This is a genomic window from Streptomyces sp. CBMA152 (genome assembly GCF_014596475.1).
GTDB lineage: Bacteria > Actinomycetota > Actinomycetes > Streptomycetales > Streptomycetaceae > Streptomyces.
This window is the reverse complement of record NZ_MECJ01000017.1, coordinates 225,155-245,126: the sequence shown is the minus strand read 5'-3', so window position 1 is coordinate 245,126 and position 19,972 is coordinate 225,155. Positions and strand designations below refer to the sequence as shown.

Here is a 19,972-nt window from a genome sequence, read left to right as displayed (position 1 = left end):
TGGCACTGCGGGGCGTGGTCGGCTAAATCGGCCTGTGGGGAGGGGGCCTCCCCCCCCCCCCCCCCCCCCCCCCCCCCCCCCCCCCCCCCCCCCCCCCCCCCCCCCCCCCCCCCCCCCCCCCCCCCCCCCCCCCCCCCCCCCCCCCCCCCCCCCCCCCCCCCCCCCCACCCCCTCCCCCCCCCCCCCCCCCCCCCCCCCCTCCCCGCCGCCCGCCGCGCCGAGCGGCGCAGCGCCGAGATCTCCGCCGAGCGCGCCGACCTCGACCGCCAGGCCAGGGCCGACGACGAACTGCTCCTGGAGGCGGGCGCCTGGCTCGCCGCCTGGGACGCCACCCGGCTGCGCCACCAGGAGCGTGTGGAGGCGGCGCACCAGGCCGCCACGCGCGCGGAACAGCTGGCAGGACAGCTCGACCCGGCCCGGCGCCGACTGGCCGCCGCCCGCGACCGGGACGCGCTCGAAGGACGTCTGCACGCCGCCGAGGCACAGCAGAGCGCTGCCCGCGAACGGGCCAACGCGGCCCATGAGCACTGGCTCGAACTGCGCGAGGAGCGGCTGCGCGGCATCGCCGCCGAGCTCGCCGCCGGGTTGCGCGACGGAGAGGCGTGCGCCGTCTGCGGCTCGCCCGAACACCCCGCCCCCGCGCGCGTGGGCGCAGGCCAGGTGGACCGTACGACGGAGGAGGCCGCGCAGCAGGCGTACCGAGGCGCCGACGCGGCCCGTGCCGACGCCGAGCGCGCGCTCGCCTCGGTCCGCGAGCAGTACGCGGCGAAGCGCGCCGAGGCGGGCGTGGCGGCCCTCACGGAACTCTCCGACGAGGTACGGAAGTTGGACGCCGAGTACGGCGAGGTCCGCTCGCTCGCCGCCGGGCTGCACGCCGCGCGCGAGGCCTTCGAGAGCGCGGAGCGCGAGCACGACCGGCGGCGCGCGGAACAGCAGCAGGCAGCCAACCGCGCATCGGCCCGTACGACCCGATGCGAACTGCTCGACCGCGAACAGGGCGCCCTCGAAAAGGAGTTGGCGCAGGCGAGGGGTGAGGCGGGCAGCGTCGCCGAGCAGGCGGCGCTCCTGGAGCACCGCGCCGGACTGCTCGCAGCGGCCGCCACGGACGTCCGCGAGGTCGAGGCGAGCGCGCAGCGCCTCAAGGACGCCGACGGACGGCTGTCGGAGGCGGCCTTCCGGGCCGGGTTCGACACCCCCCGGGCCGCGGCCGCCGCCTTCCTGGACGAGCGGCAGCAGAGCGAGCTCCAGCACCGGCTCGACGACTGGCAGCGCGAGGAGGCCGCGGTCGCCGACCGGCTCGCCGAGCCCGCCACCGTCGCGGCGGCGGCCCGCCCGCCCGCGCGGACCGAACAGGCCGAAGCCGCCCACGCGCGCGTGGCCCGCGCCCTGCGCGAGGCCGCTTCGGAGCTCGCCGCCGCGCGCGCCCGCTGCGACGAGCTCGCCACCCTCGGCCGCCGGGCCGCCGAGGAGACGCGCCGGATGGGACCGCTGCGTATCGAGTACGACCGGGTGGCGCGGCTCGCGGGGCTCACGGCGGGCACCTCCGCCGACAACGAACGCAAGATGCGGCTTGAGTCGTACGTACTGGCCGCGCGCCTTGAGCAGGTGGCCGCCGCCGCGACGGCCCGGCTCGGCCGGATGTCGGGCGGGCGCTACACGCTGGTGCACTCCGACGCCAAGGGCGGCCGCGGCCGCTCCGGGCTCGGGCTGCATGTCGTCGACGCCTGGACGGGCCGCGAGCGGGACACCGCCACGCTCTCCGGCGGCGAGACGTTCTTCGCCTCCCTGGCGCTCGCCCTCGGCCTCGCCGACGTGGTCACCGACGAAGCCGGTGGCGTACGCCTCGACACGCTCTTCATCGACGAGGGCTTCGGCAGCCTCGACGACCAGGCCCTCGACGAAGTCCTCGACGTACTGGACTCGCTGCGCGAACGGGAGCGCAGCGTCGGCATCGTCAGCCACGTGGGCGATCTGCGCCGCCGCATCCCCACCCAGCTGGAGATCGTCAAGGGGCGCGACGGCTCGCAGGTGCGCCACCGCTCGGCCGGGATACCGGGCTGAGCGGCCCGCGGGTCCGCCTGCCGGTCAGCCCGTCGACGGGATGCTGATCGCGCGCCGGGGGAGCGGCGACGAGTAGACCACGCTCGTCGTCACCGACCCCAGCGCGCCGATCTTCCCGGAGATCTCCTCCAGGTGGTTCATCGACCGCGCCGCGACCTTGATCACGAAGCAGTCGTCGCCCGTGACATGGTGCGCTTCCATGATCTCGCCGGTCGTCTCCAGGAGATCGTGGAACGGCTTGTAGTTGCCGTTGGGATACCGCAGCCGTACGAAGGCGAGGATCGAGCGGCCGAGCCGCTCCTGGTCGACGACCGCCGTGTAGCCCGAGATCACCCCTGCCTCTTCGAGGCGGCGCACCCGTTCCGTGACGGCGCTCGGGGACATGGCGACGGTGCGGGCCAGCTCGGCGAAGCTGGCGCGGCCGTCCTGCTGGAGGGCGTCCAGGATGCGCCAGTCGGTGGCGTCCGGGGAATACTCGGTCATGGTTGCCAGACAACCGTGAAATCACCGGCGAATCAAGAGATGTTCCGGGGATCGCACCTTCTCGTCACCGGAGTGATGGCCGTAGATTTTTGGCCATGACAACAACGCAGCTCGCCGCCGCCAACTCCGTTCTCCGCGTCGCCCCGGCCGCTCCCGCCGACGCCGCCGCGTACTTCCGCGCCAGCCTGGTCTTCCACGCCGATGTCTCCGACGTGGCGTCCGCCCTGGCCGCGGGCGGTGACCCGGGCTTCGTCGTGCTCGACTCGCGCTCCACCGAGTCCTGGGACCAGGGCCATGTCCCCGGTGCCGTCCACCTGCCGACCGCGCTGATCGCCGAGCAGGCCGAGCAGATTCTGGACAAGTCGGTGCCCGTGGTCACCTACTGCTGGGGCCCCGGCTGCAACGGCGCCACCCGCGCCGCCCTCGCGCTCGCCGAACTCGGCTTCCAGGTCAAGGAGATGCTCGGCGGCTTCGAGTACTGGGTCCGTGAGGGCTTCGAGTTCGAGACCTGGGAGGGCGGCGAGAAGCGCGACGCCGACCCGCTGACCGCGCCCGTCGACTCGGAGAGCTGCGGCTGTTGAACGGCGGGCGCGCGGACCCGGTGGTGGGCCGGGAGCGGCCCACCACCGAATTGGCGTCAGAGCTTGGACAGCTCGTCCACCAGGTCGTCCAGGCCCAGCGGTCCCTGGGAGAGCGCCGCCATGTGCCAGGCACGGGCGTCGAACGCGTCGCCGTGGTGCTTCTTGGCGTTCTCGCGGCCCAACAGCCAGGCCCGCTCGCCCAGTTTGTAGCCGATCGCCTGCGCGGGCATCGACAGATAGCGGGTCAGCTCGCTCTCCACGAACTCGGCGGGCCGCCCGCTGTGGCTGCCGAAGAACTCCTGTGCCAGCTCCGGCGTCCACCGCTCGCCGGGATGGAACGGCGAGTGGTCCGGAATCTCCAGCTCCAGGTGCATACCGATGTCGACGATGACCCGGCACGCCCGCATCATCTGCGCGTCCAGATACCCGATCCGCCGCTCGGGGTCGGGCAGGAAGCCCAGCTCGTCCATCAGCCGCTCCGCGTACAGCGCCCAGCCCTCGGCGTTGGCGCTGACCGTGCCGATGGTCGCCTGGTAGCGGGAGAGCCGGTCGGCGACGTGCCGCCACTGCGCGATCTGCAGATGGTGGCCGGGAACGCCCTCGTGGTACCAGGTGGAGACCAGGTCGTACACCGGGAAGCGGGTCTCGCCCATGGTGGGCAGCCAGGTGCGGCCCGGGCGTGAGAAGTCCTCGGACGGGCCGGTGTAGTAGGGCGCGGCCGCGCTGCCGGGCGGCGCGATGTGCGACTCCACCTTCCGTACCCGCTCGGCGAGTTCGAAGTGCGTGCCGTCAAGGGCCTCGATGGCCTCGTCCATCAGGGCCTGCAGCCAGTCGCGGACCTCGTCGACGCCCTCGATGTGGGTGCCGTGCACGTCGAGGTGGGCCAGCGCCTCCCAAGGTCCCGCGCCCGGCAGGATCTTCTCGGCCTCGGTCTTCATCTCGCCGAGGATGCGGTGGTATTCGGACCAGCCGTACGCGTACGCCTCGTCCAGGTCCAGGGTCGTGCCGTTGAAGTACCGCACCCAGCGCGCGTACCGCTCGCGGCCCACGGTGTCCGGCGCGTCGGCGATCGCGGGCGCGTACACCTCGCTGAGCCAGCTGCGCAGCGCGACCAGCGCCTCGCCCGCCACGCGCGCGGCGGCGTCGAGTTCGGCGCGCAAGGCCTCCGGGCCCGGCGCGACGAAGTCCTCGAACCAGTTGCGGTCCGTGCCGATCCACTCGGTGAGCTGGCCGATGAACGTCCTGGTGGCGCGCGGGCCCGCGTACAGCCCGCGGTCCAGGCCCGTCTCCAGCGAGACGCGGTAGCCCTCCAGTGCGGCCGGGACGGCCTTGAGCCGGTCCGCGACCGCCGCCCAGCCCTCGTCGTCGGCGACCGGCATCATGGTGAACACCTGGCGGACCGAGTGGGCCGGCGAGCGCAGGTTGCTGATCAGGCGCAGGCCCTCCTGCGCCTCGTGGACGGCGAGTTCGGACGACAGGCGCTCCCGCAGCAGCCTGGCGCAGCGCCGCTCGGAGTCGGAGTCCGCGCCCGGCAGCCGCTCGGCCTCATCGAGTCGCGCGAGCGTGGCGCGGACGAGCGCGGCCTGCGCCTCCTGGCCGGTGGGGGTGAAGTCCGGAAGCAGACGGGAACTTTTGCTTACGCCCAGATACGTACCGGTGATGGGGTCGAGTTCGATGAGTGCGTCGACGTACGCGTCGGCGACCTGGCGGGGCAGCACGCTGCTGGAAGTGTCTGGCATGGACCACATCCTGGTACGCCCACGTGCTCCGCGTCACCCACTGTCGACCTTCAGCCACCGGGGAGGGAAGAGGAGAGAGGGGACGAAGCGGAAGTTGACGGAGGAGTCGACGAGGGAGGCAGCAGAGGGCCGCACTCCCAGTGCTGGAAGACCAGCCGGGTCTCCACCCGGGCGACTTCGCGCCGCGAGGTGAACTCGTCGAGCACCAGCCGCTGGAGATCGGCCGTGTCCGCCACGGCCACGTGGACCAGGTAGTCGTCCGGCCCGGTGAGGTGGAACAGGGAGCGGGACTCCGGCAGCGCCCGGATCCGCTCCACGAACGGACCGATCAGTTCACGCCGATGTGGTCGCACCTGTACGGAGAGGAGTGCCTCCAGGCCACGGCCCATTTTGGCCGGGTCGAGCCGGAGCTGATGGCCCAGGATGACGCCGGAGCGGCGCAGCCGGGCGACCCGGTCGAGGCAGGTGGAGGGCGCCACACCCACCTGCGCCGCCAGATCTCGGTAGGTGGTCCGGGCGTCGTTCTGCAACAGGCGCAGAATGTCCAGATCCACCGGGTCCAGTGCGACAGATTCCGCCATTGGCCGAACGTAGCACGGAGTCCACCGATCAATTCCGGTCACGCGGTCACAGTGCCGCCATGGACACCGACACGCAGGACCGCGGCCCGGCCGCACCCCGCGCCCTCGCCACCGAAGCCGTGCACGCCGGCCGCGACGACCTCGCCGGACTCGGACTGCACGCCCCGCCGATCGATCTCTCCACGACCTACCCCTCGTACGACAGCGCGGGCGAGGCGGCCCGTATCGACGCCTTCGCGGCCACCGGCGTCCTGCCCGAAGGGCCGCCGGTCTACGCCCGGCTCGACAACCCGACCGTAGGCCGTTTCGAGACAGCGCTCGCGCGGCTGGAAGACGCCGAGAGCGCCGTCGCCTTCGCCAGCGGCATGGCCGCGCTCACCGCGGTCCTGCTCGCCCGGGCCGCCGAGGGCCTGCGGCACGTGGTCGCGGTCCGGCCGCTGTACGGCTGCAGCGACCATCTCCTGGACGCCGGACTGCTCGGTACGGAGGTGACCTGGGTCGACCCGGCCGGCGTCGCCGACGCCATACGGCCCGACACCGGACTGGTGATCGTCGAGACCCCGGCCAATCCGACGCTCGCCGAGGTCGACATCAGGGCCCTCGCGCACGCCTGCGGCACGGTCCCGCTGCTCGTCGACAACACCTTCGCCACCCCGGTGCTCCAGCGGCCGCTGACCCAGGGCGCACGGATCGTGCTGCACAGCGCCACCAAGTACCTCGGCGGGCACGGGGACGTGATGGGCGGCGTCGTCGCCTGCGACGAGGAGTTCGCCCGCCGACTGCGCCAGGTGCGGTTCGCCACCGGCGCCGTCCTGCATCCGCTCGCGGGATATCTGCTGCTCAGAGGGCTGGCGACGCTCCCCGTACGGATCCGCGCGGCATCGGCGAGCGCTGCGGAACTGGTCCGCAGGCTGGCCGCCGACCCGCGCGTCGCCCGGGTCCACCATCCGTCGGTGGGCGGCGCGATGATCGCCTTCGAGGTGTACGGCGACCCGCACCGCGTCATCGCGGGCGTCCGCCTGATCACCCCCGCCGTCAGCCTCGGCAGTGTCGACACCCTCATCCAGCACCCCGCCTCCATCAGCCACCGCATCGTGGCCGAGACGGACCGGCGCTCCGCCGGGGTCAGTGACCGGCTGCTGCGCATGTCGGTCGGTCTGGAGGACGTCGAGGACCTGTGGCGCGACCTGGACCGGGCGCTCAGCGCTCCGCCTGTTCCAGGGACTCGATCGACGCTCGCGCCGGCGTGGGAGTCTTCGGCAGCCGGGCGGTGACCACCAGGGTGCCCTCCTCGATCTGGTAGTCGAGGGGCAGTCCGAGGCCGCGCATGGCCGCCACCATCGCGGTGTTGGACGACTGGGTGACCGCGTACACGCTCTCGCAGCCCGCCTCCGTGGCCAGTGCCACCAGTCGGCCAAGGAGCTCGGAGCCGATGCCCCGGCGCTGCCAGGAGTCCTCGACGAGCAGTGCCACCTCGGTCTCGTCGCCGTCCCACAGCAGATGGCCGAGGGCGACGAGCCGCCCGGAGGCGGTCTGCACGGCCAGCGTACGGCCGTAGCGCGGGCTCAGCAGATGGTTGAGATAGCGGTCGGCGTCGCCCACCGGGCCGTGGTAGCGCATGCTCAGCGTGCGGTCCGAGCAGCGCTCGTGCATCGCCTTGGCGGCCTCGACATCGTCCTGACCGGCCCGGCGGACGGTGATCTCGTTGCCCTCGGGCAGGGTGAGGACGTCCTGGCTGCGCGGGATACGGGGGCCGAGGCGCGCGTCCAGCTCGACGAGGGCGCGCGCCCGCGCGAACTCGGTCGGGGTGAACGGGAGATGGGGCCGCTCGATGGTGAGGACCCCGCCGCGGGGATCGCGCAGCCGCATGGCGGTCGCTTCGAGTACGCCCTCCACCGGCGCGCTCTCACCCGTCGGGCGGCCCGTAACGGACACGGCGGGCAGTGAGTGGATGCTGCACCGGCCCAGCAACTGGCGCAGTGCGAGCGGCAGTTCGGCCGCGTCGAGCGCGGTGCGGGTGGCGAGCGAGAGCACGCGCGTGGGCGTGTCCACCAGGTCGTGCGCGTCGGCGCGCTCCAGCCAGGTGTCGTGGCCGCCGGCCGCCGCGATCTCGCGGGTGAGCCGGGCGGCGGGCAGGTCGGCGGGCGCCCGCAGCAGGAACTCGTCCACGGTGCCGTCGGCCAGCGGGTGCGTCTGGAGCGTCAGGATGTCCACCCGGTTGTGGGCGAGCGCGATGCACAGCGAGGCCAGGCTGCCCGGCTCGTCCCGCACGGTGGTGCGCATCCGCCACAGCTGGCTCGCGCGCGGGGGCGCGTCCGCCCCGGCGTGGACGGTGGGCGCGGCGCCGGTGGTGGCGGGCGCCGCGCCCGTATCGATGACGGCCTCGCCCGGGGGCGCGTGGCTGTGGCGCCGCGCCCACCAGGTGTGGAACGCCGCCGAGGCCACCAGCGCGACGGCGGAGGCAACCAGCAGGAACGGGCCGTCGGGCCCGTGCGCGACCAGATTCGCGAGTCCGTCGGCCACGGCCACGGCCGTGAACAGCGCTGCCAGCTCGGTCATGTCCCGCCGCCAGTGGTGACGATGGGTGCTCTTGGGGTCGGTGGGGACACGGGGCTCAGGCATATCGGTCATGCCTTCACTGTGACCGAGCGGTGTTGCGTGATCACGAACGCTTTGTGACCGATGGGTTAAGCGCGGTTCTGGTGATTTTTGGACTATTTCTTACGAGATGAGACGGCGTGTGAGTCGGGGTGGCGGCTGCGTAACCCCGTACGGGGTCACTGCCCCACGAGGCCGGGCTTCAGGACCTTGGTGAACAGTACCGACCCGCCCTCGGCGCGCAGCCGCACCGTCAGCTCGCCGCTGCCGCCGTCGATCTCGATCTCGCCGAAGTTCGGCGGCGCCTCGATCGGCGACGCGTTGGCCCGGGCCGGTGCGTGGACGAACACCTGGTCGGGGCCGAACGTGCCGTCCAGCTTGTTCGCGGGGAAACCGCCCGCGGCGAGCGGCCCCGACACGAACTCCCAGAACGGCGAGAAGTCCTTGAACGCGGCCCGCTCCGGTGCGTAGTGCTGGGCCGCTGTGTAGTGCACATCGGCGGTCAGCCACAGGGTGCCGGTGATCTTGCGGTGCTTGATGAACCGCAGCAGCTCGGCGATCTGGAGCTCGCGGCCGAGCGGTGCGCCCGGGTCGCCCTGCGACACGGCCTCGAAGTCCGTCGGGCCGTCGGTGACCACCAGACCCAGCGGCATATCGGCGGCGATCACCTTCCACACCGCGCGCGAGCGCCCCAGTTCCCGCTTCAGCCACTCCAGTTGCTCGGCGCCGAGGATGCCGACCGTGTCGTCCGCCTGCCGGCCGGGCGAGTTGGCGTCGCGGTACGTCCGCATGTCGAGCACGAACACATCGAGCAGCGGACCGTGCCGCACCACCCGCTGCACCCGGCCCTCGCGACTGCCCGGGCGCAACGTCGAGACCGGGAAGTACTCACCGAAGGCACGCAGTGAACGCGCCGCCAGGACGTCGATGTTCTTCTCCGTGTAGCGGGCGTCGTCCAGGATCTGCCCGGGATACCAGTTGTTGCGCACCTCGTGGTCGTCCCACTGAACGATCGAGGGGACCTGCGCGTTGAACCGTCGTACGTTGCCGTCGAGCAGGTTGTAGCGGAAGTTGCCCCGGTACTCGGCCAGTGTCTCGGCGACCTTGGACTTCTCCTCGGTGGTGACGTTCCGCCAGACCCGGCCGTCGGGGAGCGTCACGCTGGGCAGGATCACCCCGTCCGCGTAGATGTTGTCTCCGCTGGAGAGGAAGAAGTCCGGGTTCAGCAGACGCATCTCGTCGTACACGCGGAAGCCGCCGAGGTCGGGGTTGATGCCCCAGCCCTGCCCGGCGATGTCGCCCGACCACAGGAACCGCACGTCGCGGTGGCGCGAGGCGGGCGCGGTGCGGAACGTGCCGTACACGGGCTTGCCCGTACGGCGCGGATCGTCCGGGTCGGCGAGCGTGACCCGGTAGTGGATCTGCTCGCCGGGCGGCAGGCCCCGCAGCTGCGTCGTACCGGTGAAGTCGGTGCCGGGACCGACCACGGGCCCCACCCAACTGCGTGCCCGCCGGAACGATTCGGTGGCGGACGTCTCCACCAGCATCCGGGCGGGCCGGTCGGAGCGGGCCCAGATGAGCCCGGACGACGCCGTGATGTCGCCCGCCTGCACACCCCACTCGGCGCTCGGCCGCCCGGACAGCGCCAGCGCGGGCGCCGCCGCGAGCCCGGCGGGCAGGGCGAGCCCGGCCGACGCGGCCAGCGAACCCTTCAGTACGGTACGGCGGTTGGGCGAGGAGATCCGTGGGCGGTACGGCATCGGGGCGCCTCCAGGGACGGTCGGGTACGGGTGATCCATTGGGTCGGTCTCGCCATGCCTACTGCCCGGCTGCGGCGCGGGCGCGAACCGCAGGTGAACAGCGGGAGCGACGGGGTGGGGGCGCAGGGGCGGGCATGGGGGCGCGGGACCGGACGACGTAGGACCAGCGGCCTGCGACGAAGGAACGATCGACCCGGTGATCTTCGTTGAGTACGTTGCCCTAAGGGCCGCCGAACCGGCGGCCCCGCCGCGCGAACCGGCGCGGCGGCGCCAACAGAGAGAGCACAGGGGCCCGTCATGCCTGTCGGAGGCCGTTCGCACATCCGTATCGCCCGCCCGTCGCGCGACCTGGTCGCGGCGGAACGTTTCTGGGTCGAGGGCCTGGGCCTCGACGTCGTGTGGCGCCTCGACGCCGAGAGCGCTGCGCCCGGCGAGCACGCCCTGTTGATGGTCGGCTGGCCGGACGCCGACTGGCACCTGGAACTGGTCCACGAGCCCGCCGCGCCCGTCGATCCCCGGCCGACGGAGGAGGACCTCCTCGTCATCTACGTGGACGAGGAAGTTCCGCAGGAGTTGGTGGCCCGCCTTGAGACGCACGGGGGCAAGCGGGTGGAGTCGCCGAACCCGTATTGGAACGAGTGGGGGGTGACCATCGAGGACCCGGACGGGTATCGGTTGGTGCTGTGTATGCGGGGTTGGAGCAACTCCTGAGAGGACTTGTCCGCTTTGAAGGGGCGCGGGGAACTGCGCGACCAGCCACGCACGGTCCGCAGCCGAATATCCGCGCTTCAGACGGCGTCGACACGGCTCGTGTCAAGGATCACGCGGGCGACCCGGGCGGGATCGTCGTTCATAGGGACATGACCGCACCCAGGCAGCCGCACCAGCCGCGCACCCGGGATGGTCTGCTTGGCCCGCACACCCTGGCGCCGCAGCAGCAGCCGGTCCTTGGTGCCCCAGGCCACGGTCACCGGGACACCCGGCACATCGTCGGTGAACCGGACCGCGACCCCGGCGGCCAGGGTGTCGGCGAACCCGGTCGCCTCCCGCAGCGCCAGCGTCTCGGCGACGACGGCCTCCGGCGAACGGCGCCCGGGGCGCGCGTAGATGGTGCTGGTGAGCGCCGTACGCCCGGCGGCCGTCCGGGACATCCGCTCGATGACCGGCAGCGGCAGCAGCTTCGCCGTGCGCCGCATCGCGGTCAGCGTCGCGAAGGCGTACCGGCGCTCGCTCTGCGTCCAGAACCCGGCGGGGGACAGGGCCGTCACGGAACGCACCAGCTTCTCGCGCCCCAACTCCAGTGCCAGCAGCCCGCCGAGCGAGTTGCCCGCGACATGCGGCCGGTCGACGCCGAGTTCCGCGCAGAGCGCGCCCAGCGTCGGGACGACCGTCGCCAGGTCGTACGCGACGCCGTCCGGCAGCGCCGGGGACTCGCCGAACCCCGGCAGATCCACGGCTATGACGTCCCGTTCGGCGGCCAGAATGTCGAACACCGGGTCCCAGGCCTGCCGGTGGTGGCCGATACCGTGCAGCAGGAGCAGCGGTTCACCGGCACCGGCCCGCCGATACGCGATGGTGACAGTGCGGCTGCCCCTGGGGGAGTCGATCGTGAAGGAGACCTCTTCGGCCATGCTGCTGCTCCCGGTCGTGGACGTGGCGCCCCGAGGTCGACGGTGGACCCGGGGCGACGGTAGACACCCTGTCAACAACAATTACCCTTCGGTAGCTTGGAGTTCAAGGGGGCGGCGCCCGGCGTCGTCGGGGTCACCGAGAATCGAACAGTTCAGCGTTTTCTCCTGGACAGCCGTTGGCCGGTCGGCTGGGATGGGGCAGTGACTGCCTCCACTGCCGCCGAGATCTTCGAAGGCCATCGGTCCGTCCTGACGGGCGTGGCCTACCGCATGCTCGGCCGCGTGAGCGATGCCGAGGACGTGGTGCAGGAGGCATGGCTGCGCTGGTCGGCGCAGGATCGCGACGACGTACGCGACCCGCGTGCCTTTCTCGTACGGATCACCACCCGGCTCGCCCTGGACCGGCTGCGCCGGATCCAGTCACGGCGCGAGGCATATGTCGGCCCCTGGCTGCCCGAGCTGATCGCCACCGACTTCGGGCCCGTCGTACCCGACACCCTCGAACAGGCCATGCTGGCCGACTCCGTCTCGCTCGCCGTCCTGGTCGTCCTCGAATCGCTGTCGCCCCTGGAACGGGCCGTGTTCGTGCTGCGCGAGGCGTTCGGCTTCCCGTTCGCGGAGATCGCCGCCGTACTCGACCGCACCGAGCCCGCCGTGCGCCAGCTCGCGGGGCGCGCCCGCCGCCGCGTCGACGAGCGCAAGCCGCGCTATGACGTCGACCCCGTCCAGCGCCGCCATCTGACGGATCGGTTCCTGGCCGCGGCCGGCGGCGGCGACCTGGATTCGATGATCTCCCTGCTCGCCCCCGACGTACGGTTCATCGGCGACAGCGGCGGCAAGGCCCAGGCCCCCATGCGCATCATCGAGACCGCCGACAAGGTCGGACGATTCCTGTACGCGGTGTCGCAGGACGGGATACCCGAGGTCGACTTCCGCATCGCCGAGATCAACGGCGGCCCGGCGGTACTGGGCCTGTCCGACGGCAAACCGGACAGCGTGCTGCAACTGGATGTCGTGGACGGGCTGATCCAGTGCGTCTATGTCGTGCTCAACCCGGACAAAATGGCCGCACTCACTCCCAAAGGGGCCGCTGAGTAGCCCCTTGGCTCTCTTGGCCCCACGAGTCTCGGCGAGTCTCGGCCCCGCGTCCACACGGGCGCGGGGCCGTTTGCTGCGCACTGCTCACGGGACCGCGAACGTCGTGTGAACGCTCTGCGCCAGAGGTCGGATTCGTTCCGTAACGGAACGAGGATTGGTCTTGACCAAGGGGGTGGGCCGCCCTATGGTCGCAGAGTTAGTGCAGGAACCTTTAATAAACAAGGGCGCAGAAAAGCCGCCGGGGCACGGCGATTGCGGAGGACAGGGTGGGGACCACGCAGCTGGAAACGGTGCCGGAGCCGAAGTACTGGCACCTCAAGACCGTGCTGAGCGAGGCGCTCGACTCGGACTTCGCGGTGGGCGAGATCTTGCCCAACGAGCGTGACCTGGCCGCTCGTTTCGGCGTCGCGCGCGCCACGCTCCGCCAGGCTCTGGAGCAGCTGGAACTCGAAGGCCGTCTTCAGCGCCGCCGTGGCGTCGGCACGACCGTCGCCCCGCCGCGCATGGGCGTCTCCGTCTCCACCGCGCGCCACGACTGGCCGGGCACGGCCGGTGACGCCTGGCAGGCCGTCGACTGCACCGTCGCGGCCCCGCCGCTCGCGGCGGCCCGGCTCTTCGACGCCGAGTCCGCCGAGGAGATGCACACGGTCCGCCGGATCCGCACGACCCACGGCCAGCCCGTCGCCGCGGAGCTGCTGTACGTGCCCGCGTCGTCCGTGCCGGACCTCAGCGCGATCGACGCGCCCTCCGGACCGGCCCGCGCGCGCAGCGTCCTGCGTGAACTGCAGCGCCTCGACCTGGAGGGTCAGGACCGCGCGGTCGAGCTCGGCTCGGCCCGCGCCGACGACGCCAAGGAGCTCGACCGGCTGCCGGGCGCGCCCGTCCTCGTCGTGACCACGCGCTACTTCGCCCTCGGCCGGACCGCCGCCGTCTCGGTGGCCACCTACCGCGCCGACACCTGCCGCCTCACCTTCGGCGACTCGGGCGACCTGCAAATCAGCCACGAGGGCCAAGGCCAGCGCCAGGCCTCCTGACGCTCGCCCCCGCCTGCAGTACGGCCCGCCGCCCACAGAGCGGCGGGCCTGCGTGTTGCCGAGCGCTCCACCACTCGGGTTCCGGAAGACCAGCCGCTCAGCGCTCGGGCCCCAGCGGTCCCACCCGCTCAGCGGCGAGCCGATGCGCTTCGCGACGGGCCCGCGTGTTTCCCGGGCTCCACCGCTCGGTTCCCACGGGCTCCGCCCGCTTCCCGCTCAGCGGCGAGCCGTCACCGTGCCCTCGACCGCGAACAACTGCTCCTCGACATGGTCGAGCGCCAACCGCAACGCACCCGTCGCCACCGCCGCCTCGCCGAGCATCGACAGGGCCACGCGCGGCGGCCGCAGGCAGTACCGGGCCAGCTCCTGGCGCAGCGGGTCGAGCACACCGTCGATCCCGGCCGCCCAGCCACCCACGACGACCAGCTCCGGATCCAGTGCAAGCACCAGCGCCGCCACATCGTGGACCAGTCGCTGGATGAACCGCTCCACGGCTTCCTGGGCGCCGGTGTCGCCACGCTTGGCCAGCGCGAACACATCGGCGACCGCCTGCTCGTCCAGCGGGTGCAACGGCTCCTCGGTCGTCGAGAGCAGCTTCTCCGGAGTCACATCACGGCCGAGCAGATGCAGCGCACCGATCTCGCCCGCCGCGCCACCGAACCCCCGGTGCAGCCGACCGCCTATCAGCGACCCGGCTCCCGGGCTCAGCCCGGCCAGCACGAACACGATGTCGTCGGAGTCGGTCGCCGCGCCCTTCCAGTGCTCGGCCACGGCCGCCGCGTTGGCGTCGTTCTCGACCAGCACGGGACAGCGGAACGAGCGCCGCAGCCGTTCACCGAGCGGTAGACCGGTCCAGTCGGGCAGCGCCGTCCCGAGTCGCACGGTGCCGTCCGCCTCGACGATGCCCGGGCTGCCGACCCCGACCGCCCGCAGCGAACTGCGTGCCACCCCGGCGCGTCGCAGCAGATCCGCGACCGTCGTACGCACCCGCTCCAGCCGCTCGTCCGCCGAGGCCGTCTCCGACACCTCACGCGACCCGGCGCCGACGATCCGCCCGTCAAGCCCCGACAACAGCGCGGCCACCCGGTGCGGGCCGATCTCGATACCCAGGAGATGCCCCGCCTCGGCCCGGAACCTGAACCGGCGTGCCGGCCGTCCCTGACGGCGAGCCTCGCCCTCCTCCGGAGCCGACTCGACGACGAGCCCGCCCTCCATGAGCCCCTCGACCACACCCTCGACCGTCGGCCGCGATAGGCCAGTGATCCGGGTCAGATCGGTCAAAGTGGGGGATTCCGCCCCACGCAGCGCATGGAGCACCACCGCGGAATTGATCCGCCGCAGCAGAGAGGGATCCCCGCCGGTCAGCCGCCCCAACGTGTGTCCTCCCAGCTCGTACGCGTGTCTGCCGGATCGTACTCGCTGGTCAGGTATACGGCGAGTGGCGGGTGGTCACGGAGACGCATCAGCTCGGAGCCACGAATCCCGACTCGTACGCCGCGATCACCGCCTGGGTTCGGTCCCGCGCTCCCAACTTGGCCAGCACGGCGCTGACATGCGTCTTCACCGTCTCCGTCCCGACGATGAGCCGGTCGGCGATCTCCGCGTTGGACAGCCCGCGCGCCATCAGCCGCAGCACCGCCGCCTCACGCTCGGTGAGGGCGGCCCGGTCCAGCGCCGCCCGCGCGTCACGGTTGCCGTACTCGGCGGCGAGCGAGCGAACCGCCGCCGGGAACAGCAGCGACTCGCCCTCCGCCACCAGCCGCACCGCGTGCACGATCTCCGAGGGCCGGGCCCGCTTCAGCAGAAACCCGTCGGCACCCGCCCGCAGCGCCTCGTAGACGTACTCGTCGTTCTCGAACGTGGTGACGACCAGGATCTTCGGCGGATCCTGCACGGTGCGCAGCACCGCCCGGGTGGCCTCTATCCCGTCCAGCAGAGGCATCCGGACATCCATCGCCACCACATCGGGGCGCAGCTTGCGCACCAACGGGATGACGGCGGCGCCGTCGGCGGCCTCACCCACCACCTCGATGTCGGGCTGCGCTTCGAGCACAGCACGCAGACCCGCGCGGACCAGGGGCTCGTCGTCGACGAGGAGAACGGTAACCGGCATCCGGTCAGCGTAGGCCGTCCAGCGGCAGCCGGACGCGCACCCTCCATTCGCCGTCCTTCGGCCCCGACCTGGCCTCTCCTCCGAGCAGCGCAGCCCGCTCCCGTATGCCGCGCAGTCCGCTCCCGCCCTGCACCTTGGGCAGGGAACCCGGCAGCGGATTCGTCACATCCATCTCCAATCGCTCGCCCAGTACCGCCACCCGTACCCGCACCGGCACGGGCCCCGAGTGCCGCAGCACATTGGTCAGTGCCTCCTGCAAGATCCGATACCCCTCCCGTGAGACCGGCCCCGGCACCAGCGCGAGGGGGCCGCTGAGCTCCGCGTCCACCTTGGCCCCCGACGCCCGGGCCGACTCAAGGAGCCGGTCCGACTCGTCGAGTGTCGGCCGCTGTCCGACCGGTCCGCCGCTCTCGCGCAGAACGAGCAGGACGCGTTCCAGGTCGTCCAGCGCCGCCCGGCCTGTCTCCTCGATCGCGGCCAGCGCCCGGTCGGTGAACGCCGGATCACCCGCCGCCCGGGCCGCGCCGGCCTGCACTACGGCCACGGTCAGCGCATGCCCGATCGAGTCATGGATCTCGCGGGCGATCCGATTGCGTTCGAGCAGCCGCTCCGTCCGCTCCTCCAGAACGGTCAGCCGTTCCGCCTTCGACGGGCCGAGCAGTCGCCGGGCCAGTGCGGCATCCGCCTCACCGAGCCCCACCACGCACCAGAGCATGGTGAGCACCGGCACCGGTGCCAGGAGCCACCACCACCAGTGCGGCGCGAGGTCCCGGACTATGGGAATGTCGCCCGTTCCGCCTCCCAGCGCTCCGTTGGCCAAGTCATACGTGAGCATCGAGGGCCAGACCGACACGAGACCGGTCACCAACGCCAGAGCGAGGCGTATTTCGAGCCACACCACCGTCCGCCGGCGATCCGCCCAACTGGCCGACGGCGCCGCCGAGACCGTCGCGTCGTGGCGGCCCCGCTCATGCGGCACGACCAGCAACTGGGCCTGTATCCCCTCGGCCAGCCGCGCAGCCGGAATCAGCCCTATCAACAGCAGGGCCAGAAACGGGACATAGGGCCGTTCCATATCGATGAACACCCAAATGCCGTACACCGCGATCGGCGTGAGCAAATGCAGCCATCGCGTGTACGTCACGGAGCGGCCCAGCGGGCGGAGACAGCGGAACATGCCGTCATCGTGCCAGCGCCGAGATCGCCGCGACCTCCCCCGCACGGGGGAGACGATCCCCTCGCGTGGGGGAGGTCGTTGACCCGCCCGTACGGCGAACGTTGAGACATGACCAGCATCGACGTCCAAGAACTCACCAAGGAGTACGGCACCACCCGCGCCGTGGACCGCCTGACATTCAGCGTGCGGCCCGGCCGGGTCACCGGCTTCCTCGGCCCGAACGGCGCGGGCAAGTCCACGACCATGCGACTCGTCCTCGGCCTCGACCGGCCGACGTCCGGCACCGCCACCGTCGGCGGACGTATATACGCGGAGTACGACGAGCCGCTGCGCCACGTCGGCGCGCTGCTCGACGCCCAGGCCACGCACGGCTCGCGCACAGCCCGTGATCACCTGCGCGCCCTCGCCGCGAGCAATCGCATACCGACGCGGCGTGTGGACGAGGTATTGGAGGAGGCGGGCATCGCGAAAGTCGCGAGCCGGCGGATCAAGACCTACTCACTCGGCATGCGCCAGCGGCTCGGCATAGCCGCGGCCCTGCTCGGTGATCCCTCGGTGCTGCTCCTCGACGAACCTTCGAACGGCCTCGACCCGGAAGGGATCATCTGGATAAGGGAGTTGACGCGTCGGCTGGCCGGGCAGGGCAGAACGGTCCTCGTCTCCAGCCATCTGATGAACGAGACCGCCTCCTACGCCGACCACCTGGTGGTCCTCGGCCGGGGCCGCCTGCTCGCGGACACCCCGATGAGGGACTTCATCGACTCACGCATCCAGCCGAAGGTCCGGCTGCGCACCACCGAAGGCAACCGACTGCGCGCCCTCCTCCTTGGCCAGGGCTTCGACCCGGTCCAGGACGTGGACGGCCGATGGATCGTGGCAGGCGCGCGGGTGGAGGACATAGGCCCCATCGCGGTACGGGAAGGAATTCCCGTGCTCGAACTGGCCACGGAGGAGGCAACGCTGGAGCAGGCGTATCTCGACCTGACCGCAGACGAGACAGAGTTCGAGTCCGGTGCGTCCCGTATGTCGGGCGCATCCGGGGCCTTCAACAGGTCCAGTACGTCGGGTGCGCCCAGAGCCGTCGGCCGGTCCGCGGTGCCCAGGGCCTCCAGCGTGTCCGGCTCCTCCGGCCCGTCCGGCTCTCCCGGCAACGCTGACCCCGCCCACCACGACAGCCACACCCCCCGCAAGACCACCACCAAGGAGGTATGAGCCGTGTCGTTCCCCGCAGTTCTCCACGCCGAGTGGATCAAGGTCCGTTCGCTGCGGTCCCTCGTCGGCTCGTTGGTATCGGTGTTCCTCGCGACAGCCGGGCTGTCCGTCCTCATCTGCGGCACGCTCGGCCGCCCGGAGCCCGGCAGCACGGACTTCGACCCGGTGCTGTTCTCCTATTACGGCCTGAACTTCGGCCAGATGGCGGCCATCACTTTCGGCGCCATAGCCATGGCCTCCGAGTACAGGAACGGCGGCATACGGGTCTCACTCGGCGCCGTGCCCAACCGGGGGCTGTTCTACGCGGCCAAGCTGGCCGTCGTCGGCGGGCTCGTCTTCTCCGTCGGCCTGGTCACCAGCCTGACCTCCTTCCTGTCCGGGCAGGCGCTCATGGACAAGGGATTCGGCATAGGCATCGGCGACCCGGGAGCCCTGCGAGCGGTTGTCGGCTGCGCCTTCTACCTCGCGTTGACCAGCCTTCTGGCGGCCGGACTCGCGGCTCTGCTGCGCAGCGTGACCGGAGCGTTGAGTGTGCTGGTGCCCCTGTTCCTGATCGTGCCCTTCGTGGTGGGGGACGTGTCGAGAAACGGTGGCGCCGTCGACTTCATGCCGGACCGGGCGGGGCAGCAGATCCTGCTCCTCAACCCCGAGGGGCCGCTGGGGGCGTGGAGCGGAATGGCGGTGCTCGCGGGGTGGGTGGCGCTGGCCGTCGGGGCGGGCTGGTGGGCGCTGCGGCGGCGGGATGCCTGACGGGACCCCCAGGAGGACAGTTGGCAGCGCGCCTGACTGGAGGCCAATTGTCAGTGGCAACGGGTTTACTGACCGCATGACCACCGCACGGCATCTCGAAGTCATCGACCTGCTGCGCGTCCGCGACTTTCCGGCGGAGCGCGGCAGGTCGGGGACCATCACCAGCGGACCCGGCTACCACGTGGCGGAGCTCAGCATCAGCGAGGAGCTCTGGGACGACGACGGCAGCAGGCGCCTTGAAGCGGAGGAGCAGTACGAAGCGGAGTGCGAGGCACTCGCGGAGCGGCTCAGCGATCGCTGGGGCGCGGCGCAGATGTTCAGTCTTTGGAGCGTGCTGACCCGGAGCATGGAAGGAGAGGAGATAGCGGAGCCGTGGGACGGGCTGAGCAACAGCGTCTCGTATCTCCACCTGTGGCGGGTGGACGGCCGCTGGGTCGCCGTCGGGGTCTCGCAGTGGGACACCGAGCTGGAGTTCCAGCTGATGGCCGTGGTCACCGAGATCGATCCGCCGTAGTCGGCGGCCGCTGTGGACCGAGCCGGTCGGGCGGACCGACGGTGCGGGTTGGCGGGGCCGGACTGGCGGGCGGGGTGGTGGTGCCTGGAGAGGCCGACCGGCGAGGGGCCCGGCGAGTCGTTCGCCCGGCGGCGGATGCGCGAGCGAGGTGCGTGGCCGCCGTCGCGTAACGTCCTGGTTCGTCGCCGTCGCTCGTCGGCGGGTGAGGAGATGGTGGTGGCGTACGCGGTGGCTGAGCAGGGCGGCGGTGCGACGACGGTGTCCGTTGTGGCGGATGGCGTGGTTCGGGTGAGTCGGGATGCGGGCGATGGGTCGGCCGCCGCCGACTTCAGTCCCGCGCAGGCTCGGGAACTCGCGGCCGCGCTCGTACGGGCGGCGGGCGAGGCGGAGAGCGTGGTGGTGACGGATCCGGTGTCGGTCAAGGCTCAGGATCTGAGGCGGGGCGATGTACGGGACGGTGAGCGGTCGATGACCGTGGACCGGGTGAAGGTGGACGAGGCGATCTCGACGGCTCATGTCACCTGGAAGTCGGATGCGGGCCGCGCCTGGACGCAGAGCTATGCGATGGACACGGAGATCCGGCTGAAGCGGCGGGGGCCGCGGAGCGCGGGGTAGCAGCCGCGTCATCCGCTTCTGGCTG

19 protein-coding genes are annotated in these 19,972 nt (G+C 71.8%); 10 read left to right on the top strand and 9 right to left on the bottom strand.

All coding sequences use genetic code 11. The features are described 5' to 3' along the window. Nucleotides 1-354: 354 nt before the first annotated feature. The gene (locus tag BG418_RS17315; RefSeq protein ID WP_317453679.1) at nucleotides 355-2,061 is read left to right on the top strand and encodes an SbcC/MukB-like Walker B domain-containing protein; all 1,707 of its coding nucleotides are present in this window, start codon (nucleotides 355-357) and stop codon (nucleotides 2,059-2,061) included. 24 nt (nucleotides 2,062-2,085) lie between these two features. On the opposite strand, the gene BG418_RS17310 is transcribed toward BG418_RS17315, so the two are convergent. After that, a complete protein-coding gene (locus tag BG418_RS17310; protein WP_188274790.1) occupies nucleotides 2,086-2,544 on the bottom strand; it encodes an Lrp/AsnC family transcriptional regulator in 459 nt (152 codons plus the stop codon). A gap of 95 nt (nucleotides 2,545-2,639) precedes the next feature. On the opposite strand from BG418_RS17310, the gene BG418_RS17305 reads away from it, so the two are divergent. Next, nucleotides 2,640-3,125 carry a rhodanese-like domain-containing protein gene (locus tag BG418_RS17305; RefSeq protein WP_188274789.1) on the top strand — a complete coding sequence of 162 codons (486 nt, stop codon included), beginning with the start codon at nucleotides 2,640-2,642 and terminating at the stop codon, nucleotides 3,123-3,125. Nucleotides 3,126-3,181: 56 nt separating this feature from the next. On the opposite strand, the gene BG418_RS17300 is transcribed toward BG418_RS17305, so the two are convergent. Further along, on the bottom strand, nucleotides 3,182-4,864 hold the full coding sequence (locus BG418_RS17300) for a DUF885 domain-containing protein (protein ID WP_188274788.1): 1,683 nt from the start codon (nucleotides 4,862-4,864) through the stop codon (nucleotides 3,182-3,184). 50 nt (nucleotides 4,865-4,914) lie between these two features. Next, complete coding sequence (locus BG418_RS17295) at nucleotides 4,915-5,445, bottom strand: Lrp/AsnC family transcriptional regulator (protein ID WP_188274787.1); 531 nt, start codon at nucleotides 5,443-5,445, stop codon at nucleotides 4,915-4,917. Between the two features lie 59 nt (nucleotides 5,446-5,504). On the opposite strand from BG418_RS17295, the gene BG418_RS17290 reads away from it, so the two are divergent. Continuing rightward, nucleotides 5,505-6,719, top strand: a complete 1,215-nt coding sequence (locus BG418_RS17290) for a PLP-dependent aspartate aminotransferase family protein (RefSeq protein ID WP_188274786.1) — start codon at nucleotides 5,505-5,507, stop codon at nucleotides 6,717-6,719. On the opposite strand, the gene BG418_RS17285 is transcribed toward BG418_RS17290, so the two are convergent. After that, nucleotides 6,646-8,076 (bottom strand): GNAT family N-acetyltransferase, encoded by a 1,431-nt coding sequence (locus BG418_RS17285; protein ID WP_223184938.1) that lies wholly within the window; start codon nucleotides 8,074-8,076, stop codon nucleotides 6,646-6,648. The two genes, BG418_RS17290 and BG418_RS17285, sit on opposite strands and share 74 nt — an antisense overlap. 146 nt (nucleotides 8,077-8,222) lie before the next feature. Then, nucleotides 8,223-9,803, bottom strand: coding sequence for an alkaline phosphatase (locus BG418_RS17280; RefSeq protein ID WP_188274785.1), 1,581 nt, complete (start codon nucleotides 9,801-9,803; stop codon nucleotides 8,223-8,225). A 297-nt stretch (nucleotides 9,804-10,100) separates the two neighbouring features. Between BG418_RS17280 and BG418_RS17275 the strand changes: the two genes are divergently transcribed. After that, on the top strand, nucleotides 10,101-10,514 hold the full coding sequence (locus BG418_RS17275) for a VOC family protein (RefSeq protein WP_188274784.1): 414 nt from the start codon (nucleotides 10,101-10,103) through the stop codon (nucleotides 10,512-10,514). A 77-nt stretch (nucleotides 10,515-10,591) separates the two neighbouring features. On the opposite strand, the gene BG418_RS17270 is transcribed toward BG418_RS17275, so the two are convergent. Further along, a complete protein-coding gene (locus tag BG418_RS17270) occupies nucleotides 10,592-11,434 on the bottom strand; it encodes an alpha/beta fold hydrolase (protein WP_188274783.1) in 843 nt (280 codons plus the stop codon). Nucleotides 11,435-11,635: 201 nt separating this feature from the next. On the opposite strand from BG418_RS17270, the gene sigJ reads away from it, so the two are divergent. Together sigJ and BG418_RS17260 are read left to right on the top strand one after the other, a co-directional pair. Further along, a complete protein-coding gene (gene sigJ, locus BG418_RS17265) occupies nucleotides 11,636-12,532 on the top strand; it encodes an RNA polymerase sigma factor SigJ (RefSeq protein WP_188274782.1) in 897 nt (298 codons plus the stop codon). A 266-nt stretch (nucleotides 12,533-12,798) separates the two neighbouring features. Further along, on the top strand, nucleotides 12,799-13,566 hold the full coding sequence (locus tag BG418_RS17260; protein ID WP_188274781.1) for a GntR family transcriptional regulator: 768 nt from the start codon (nucleotides 12,799-12,801) through the stop codon (nucleotides 13,564-13,566). Nucleotides 13,567-13,782: 216 nt separating this feature from the next. Here the strand turns inward: BG418_RS17260 and BG418_RS17255 are convergent, their stop codons facing one another. From BG418_RS17255 to BG418_RS17245, 3 genes are all read right to left on the bottom strand, one after another. Beyond that, nucleotides 13,783-14,940, bottom strand: a complete 1,158-nt coding sequence (locus tag BG418_RS17255; RefSeq protein ID WP_188274780.1) for an ROK family transcriptional regulator — start codon at nucleotides 14,938-14,940, stop codon at nucleotides 13,783-13,785. An 88-nt stretch (nucleotides 14,941-15,028) separates the two neighbouring features. Beyond that, nucleotides 15,029-15,679 (bottom strand): response regulator transcription factor, encoded by a 651-nt coding sequence (locus BG418_RS17250; RefSeq protein ID WP_188274779.1) that lies wholly within the window; start codon nucleotides 15,677-15,679, stop codon nucleotides 15,029-15,031. Between the two features lie 4 nt (nucleotides 15,680-15,683). Then, nucleotides 15,684-16,856 (bottom strand): sensor histidine kinase, encoded by a 1,173-nt coding sequence (locus BG418_RS17245; protein ID WP_188274778.1) that lies wholly within the window; start codon nucleotides 16,854-16,856, stop codon nucleotides 15,684-15,686. 108 nt (nucleotides 16,857-16,964) lie between these two features. Between BG418_RS17245 and BG418_RS17240 the strand changes: the two genes are divergently transcribed. From BG418_RS17240 to BG418_RS17225, 4 genes are all read left to right on the top strand, one after another. Beyond that, complete coding sequence (locus BG418_RS17240; RefSeq protein ID WP_188274777.1) at nucleotides 16,965-18,068, top strand: ATP-binding cassette domain-containing protein; 1,104 nt, start codon at nucleotides 16,965-16,967, stop codon at nucleotides 18,066-18,068. Between the two features lie 3 nt (nucleotides 18,069-18,071). Further along, nucleotides 18,072-18,818 (top strand): ABC transporter permease, encoded by a 747-nt coding sequence (locus BG418_RS17235; RefSeq protein WP_188274776.1) that lies wholly within the window; start codon nucleotides 18,072-18,074, stop codon nucleotides 18,816-18,818. Nucleotides 18,819-18,894: 76 nt separating this feature from the next. After that, the gene (locus BG418_RS17230) at nucleotides 18,895-19,332 is read left to right on the top strand and encodes a hypothetical protein (protein WP_188274775.1); all 438 of its coding nucleotides are present in this window, start codon (nucleotides 18,895-18,897) and stop codon (nucleotides 19,330-19,332) included. Nucleotides 19,333-19,542: 210 nt separating this feature from the next. Beyond that, entirely contained in the window at nucleotides 19,543-19,947 is a 405-nt protein-coding gene (locus tag BG418_RS17225) for a hypothetical protein (protein ID WP_398999163.1), read from the top strand. Nucleotides 19,948-19,972: the final 25 nt, after the last annotated feature.